A 5606-nucleotide genomic window follows, 5' to 3' on the forward strand; every position below is an offset into this window, starting at 1 on the left:
GGTGCGTTTGGTCCTTGAGAACTCAACAGCGTGCACATTGTCAAATGCCAAATTATACCCTGGCATTGCTTGTGGTCTCATCTTTTGGTGGGGTTGTGAGTGGTGTTTAGGTTTCTTTGAGATTGATGGACAACAACAATCGTCAGATTGTTTTGTTCTTTAGTCAGCATCAAATTCAGCAGTCATGGCCTATTCCGGTTGTGCTGTTTTTTCTTTTACGGAGAGTTTGATCCTGGCTCAGGACGAACGCTGGCGGCGTGCTTAACACATGCAAGTCGAACGATGAACTGGAGCTTGCTCCAGGGATTAGTGGCGAACGGGTGAGTAACACGTGAGTAACCTGCCCTTGACTCTGGGATAAGCGCTAGAAATGGCGTCTAATACCGGATACGAGCTTCAGCCGCATGGCTAGGAGTTGGAAAGAATTTTGGTCAAGGATGGACTCGCGGCCTATCAGCTAGTTGGTGAGGTAATGGCTCACCAAGGCGACGACGGGTAGCCGGCCTGAGAGGGTGACCGGCCACACTGGGACTGAGACACGGCCCAGACTCCTACGGGAGGCAGCAGTGGGGAATATTGCACAATGGGCGAAAGCCTGATGCAGCAACGCCGCGTGAGGGATGACGGCCTTCGGGTTGTAAACCTCTTTTAGTAGGGAAGAAGCGAAAGTGACGGTACCTGCAGAAAAAGCACCGGCTAACTACGTGCCAGCAGCCGCGGTAATACGTAGGGTGCAAGCGTTGTCCGGAATTATTGGGCGTAAAGAGCTCGTAGGCGGTTTGTCGCGTCTGCTGTGAAATCTGGGGGCTCAACCCCCAGCCTGCAGTGGGTACGGGCAGACTAGAGTGCGGTAGGGGAGATTGGAATTCCTGGTGTAGCGGTGGAATGCGCAGATATCAGGAGGAACACCGATGGCGAAGGCAGATCTCTGGGCCGTAACTGACGCTGAGGAGCGAAAGCATGGGGAGCGAACAGGATTAGATACCCTGGTAGTCCATGCCGTAAACGTTGGGAACTAGATGTGGGGGCCATTCCACGGTCTCCGTGTCGCAGCTAACGCATTAAGTTCCCCGCCTGGGGAGTACGGCCGCAAGGCTAAAACTCAAAGGAATTGACGGGGGCCCGCACAAGCGGCGGAGCATGCGGATTAATTCGATGCAACGCGAAGAACCTTACCAAGGCTTGACATATACCGGAAACGTCCAGAGATGGTCGCCCCGCAAGGTCGGTATACAGGTGGTGCATGGTTGTCGTCAGCTCGTGTCGTGAGATGTTGGGTTAAGTCCCGCAACGAGCGCAACCCTCGTTCTATGTTGCCAGCACGTTATGGTGGGAACTCATAGGAGACTGCCGGGGTCAACTCGGAGGAAGGTGGGGATGACGTCAAATCATCATGCCCCTTATGTCTTGGGCTTCACGCATGCTACAATGGCCGGTACAAAGGGCTGCGATACCGTAAGGTGGAGCGAATCCCAAAAAGCCGGTCTCAGTTCGGATTGAGGTCTGCAACTCGACCTCATGAAGTCGGAGTCGCTAGTAATCGCAGATCAGCAACGCTGCGGTGAATACGTTCCCGGGCCTTGTACACACCGCCCGTCAAGTCATGAAAGTCGGTAACACCCGAAGCCAGTGGCCTAACCCTTGTGGATGGAGCTGTCGAAGGTGGGATCGGTGATTAGGACTAAGTCGTAACAAGGTAGCCGTACCGGAAGGTGCGGCTGGATCACCTCCTTTCTAAGGAGCATGTACTCGCCCCGCGGTATACACGGGGGTCAACGAGTCAAGTCGGTTTCGAAGCGAATGTCTTCGGCCGGCGCTCATGGGTGGAACATTGACAATGGCTCTTCATGAAGAGCATCAGCGCTAGTACGGCATCTTCGGGTGTTTGGAAGGTGAGGGTGTTCGGGGTGAGGGGTGTGCACGCTGTTGGGTCCTGAGGGACCAAGCTTCCACACTTTGTGTGGTTGTTTTTCCTCTGGGCCATGAAGGTCCTGCATCACTTGCAGGGTGTTCATGGTGCCGCCCGTATTTTGAGAACTACACAGTGGACGCGAGCATCTTAGTCGCAAGCAGGGCCGGCCTTCGGGTTGGTTGTTGTTTGTGATACTAAGTGCAATTTCTTAGACCAATCCGCCCTTTGGGGTGTGGTTGGCGAATGAGATAACACTGAGCTGTCAGTCTTTGGCTGGCAGCAACTTTGTGGTCAAGTTTCTAAGAGCAAACGGTGGATGCCTTGGCATCTGGAGCCGAAGAAGGACGTAGAAATCTGCGATAAGCCTCGGGGAGCTGATAATCGAGCCCTGATCCGAGGATTTCCGAATGGGGAAACCCCGCCAGGCGTTATGTCTGGTGACTCCCGCCTGAATATATAGGGCGGGTAGAGGGAACGTGGGGAAGTGAAACATCTCAGTACCCACAGGAAGAGAAAACAACAGTGATTCCGTCAGTAGTGGCGAGCGAAATCGGAAGAGGCTAAACCGGTCATGTGTGATAGACGGCGGTCGTTGCATGGTCGGGGTTGTGGGACCCGTTGTCCTGTTCTGCCGGACAGGGACAGTTACAGCGCAGTATAGGCGAACAGCTTTGAATGGCTGGTCATAGAGGGTGCGAACCCCGTAGCCGAAATGCTGGCGCTGGCTGAATGGGGATCCCAAGTAGCTCGGGGCCCGAGAAATCCCGTGTGAATCTGTCAGGACCACCTGATAAGCCTAAATACTCCCAGATGACCGATAGCGGACAAGTACCGTGAGGGAAAGGTGAAAAGTACCCCGGGAGGGGAGTGAAATAGTACCTGAAACCGTTTGCTTACAAACCGTTGGAGCCTCCTTGTAGGGGTGACAGCGTGCCTTTTGAAGAATGAGCCTGCGAGTTAGCGATATGTGGCGAGGTTAACCCGTGTGGGGTAGCCGTAGCGAAAGCGAGTCTTAATAGGGCGATCCAGTCGCATGTCCTAGACCCGAAGCGAAGTGATCTATCCATGGCCAGGTTGAAGCGACGGTAAGACGTCGTGGAGGACCGAACCCACTTAGGTTGAAAACTGAGGGGATGAGCTGTGGATAGGGGTGAAAGGCCAATCAAACTTCGTGATAGCTGGTTCTCTCCGAAATGCATTTAGGTGCAGCGTTGCGTGTTTCTTGCCGGAGGTAGAGCTACTGGATGGCCGATGGGGCCCAAAAGCTTACTGACGTCAGCCAAACTCCGAATGCCGGTAAGTGAGAGCGCAGCAGTGAGACGGTGGGGGATAAGCTTCATCGTCGAGAGGGAAACAACCCAGACTACCAACTAAGGTCCCTAAGCGTGTGCTAAGTGGGAAAGGATGTGGAGTTGCATAGACAACCAGGAGGTTGGCTTAGAAGCAGCCACCCTTGAAAGAGTGCGTAATAGCTCACTGGTCAAGTGATTCCGCGCCGACAATGTAACGGGGCTCAAGCACACCACCGAAGTTGTAGATTTCGTATTATAGACAAGCCTTCGTGGTTCAGTCGTACGGAGTGGTAGGAGAGCGTCGTGTGGCCAGTGAAGCGGCGGTGTAAACCAGCCGTGGAGGCCACACGAGTGAGAATGCAGGCATGAGTAGCGAAAGACGGGTGAGAAACCCGTCCTCCGAAAGACCAAGGGTTCCAGGGCCAGGTTAATCCGCCCTGGGTAAGTCGGGACCTAAGGCGAGGCCGACAGGCGTAGTCGATGGACAACGGGTTGATATTCCCGTACCGGCGAAGAACCGCCCAAGCTAATCCAGTGGTGCTAAGAGTCCTAACCCGGCTGAGTGGATCCCTTCGGGGTGATGCCGGCCGGTCTAACGCTCGACCCCATGCTGGTGCGGTTAACGTATTAACAGGTGTGACGCAGGAAGGTAGCTGAGCCAGGCGATGGTATCCGTAAGGTGAACCTGGTGTAAGGATGTAGGGCTGACGATAGGCAAATCCGTCGTCAATGCGCCTGAGATCCGATGCGTACCCCGATTGGGGGAAATCAGTGATCCTATGCTGCCGAGAAAAGCATCGACGTGAGGTTCAAGCCGCCCGTACCCCAAACCGACTCAGGTGGTCAGGTAGAGAATACCAAGGAGATCGAGAGAATCGTGGTTAAGGAACTCGGCAAAATGCCCCCGTAACTTCGGGAGAAGGGGGGCCGGAACCGTGATGGGATTTACTCCCGGAGCGGGAAAGGCCGCAGAGACCAGTGGGAAGCGACTGTTTACTAAAAACACAGGTCCGTGCCAAGTCGCAAGACGATGTATACGGACTGACGCCTGCCCGGTGCTGGAAGGTTAAGAGGAACGGTTAGCGCAAGCGAAGCTGAGAATTTAAGCCCCAGTAAACGGCGGTGGTAACTATAACCATCCTAAGGTAGCGAAATTCCTTGTCGGGTAAGTTCCGACCTGCACGAATGGCGTAACGACTTCCCAGCTGTCTCAACCGCGAACTCGGCGAAATTGCACTACGAGTAAAGATGCTCGTTACGCGCAGCAGGACGGAAAGACCCCGTGACCTTTACTACAGCTTGGTATTGGTGTTCGGAGTGGCTTGTGTAGGATAGGTGGGAGACTGTGAAGCTTGGACGCTAGTTCAGGTGGAGTCATTGTTGAAATACCACTCTGGTCACTTTGGATATCTAACTACGAACCGTGATCCGGTTCTGGGACAGTGCCTGGTGGGTAGTTTAACTGGGGCGGTTGCCTCCCAAAAAGTAACGGAGGCGCCCAAAGGTTCCCTCAACCTGGTTGGCAATCAGGTGTCGAGTGTAAGTGCACAAGGGAGCTTGACTGTGAGACTGACAAGTCGAGCAGGGACGAAAGTCGGGACTAGTGATCCGGCAGTGGCTTGTGGAAGCGCTGTCGCTCAACGGATAAAAGGTACCTCGGGGATAACAGGCTGATCTTGCCCAAGAGTCCATATCGACGGCATGGTTTGGCACCTCGATGTCGGCTCGTCGCATCCTGGGGCTGGAGTAGGTCCCAAGGGTTGGGCTGTTCGCCCATTAAAGCGGTACGCGAGCTGGGTTTAGAACGTCGTGAGACAGTTCGGTCCCTATCCGCTGCGCGCGTAGGAAATTTGAGAAGATCTATCCCTAGTACGAGAGGACCGGGATGGACGAACCTCTGGTGTGTCAGTTGTCCTGCCAAGGGCACCGCTGATTAGCTACGTTCGGAACGGATAACCGCTGAAAGCATCTAAGCGGGAAGCCGGCTTCGAGATGAGATTTCCATACCCTTAGGGGTGAGAGGCTCCCAGCTAGACTACTGGGTTGATAGGCCGGATGTGGAAGTGGGGACTAACGACCCATGGAGCTGACCGGTACTAATAAGCCGATAACTTGACAACACTCCCTCCCTGTAGAGGTGGGGGAAAGCTGCTTGCGTCCACTATGTGGTTCCCGAAATACGGTCGGGAACAACTCAACAGAACACTCATCCGTCCTCCGGGGCGGGTGCATGGTCTAAAAACAGACTTCACCACCAGAAATGGTGTGTGGTAAATGTTTCGGCGGCCATAGCGAGAGGGAAACGCCCGGTCACATTCCGAACCCGGAAGCTAAGACTCTCAGCGCCGATGGTACTGCAAGGGGGACCTTGTGGGAGAGTAGGACACCGCCGGACTCCTTTT

3 rRNA genes are annotated in these 5606 nt (G+C 54.5%); all 3 read left to right on the plus strand.

Annotation, left to right across the window (positions count from 1 at the left end):
- The first annotated feature begins 214 nt into the window (after nt 1-214).
- A 16S ribosomal RNA gene (locus BIV04_RS09215) occupies nt 215-1734 on the plus strand.
- 467 nt (nt 1735-2201) lie between these two features.
- Nucleotides 2202-5324 (plus strand): 23S ribosomal RNA (locus tag BIV04_RS09220).
- A gap of 158 nt (nt 5325-5482) precedes the next feature.
- Nucleotides 5483-5599 (plus strand): 5S ribosomal RNA (gene rrf / locus BIV04_RS09225).
- Together the 16S, 23S and 5S rRNA genes form the textbook arrangement of a ribosomal RNA operon.
- Nucleotides 5600-5606 lie beyond the last annotated feature (7 nt).

This window comes from Frigoribacterium sp. MCBA15_019 (genome assembly GCF_001864945.1).
Taxonomy (GTDB): Bacteria; Actinomycetota; Actinomycetes; order Actinomycetales; family Microbacteriaceae; genus Frigoribacterium.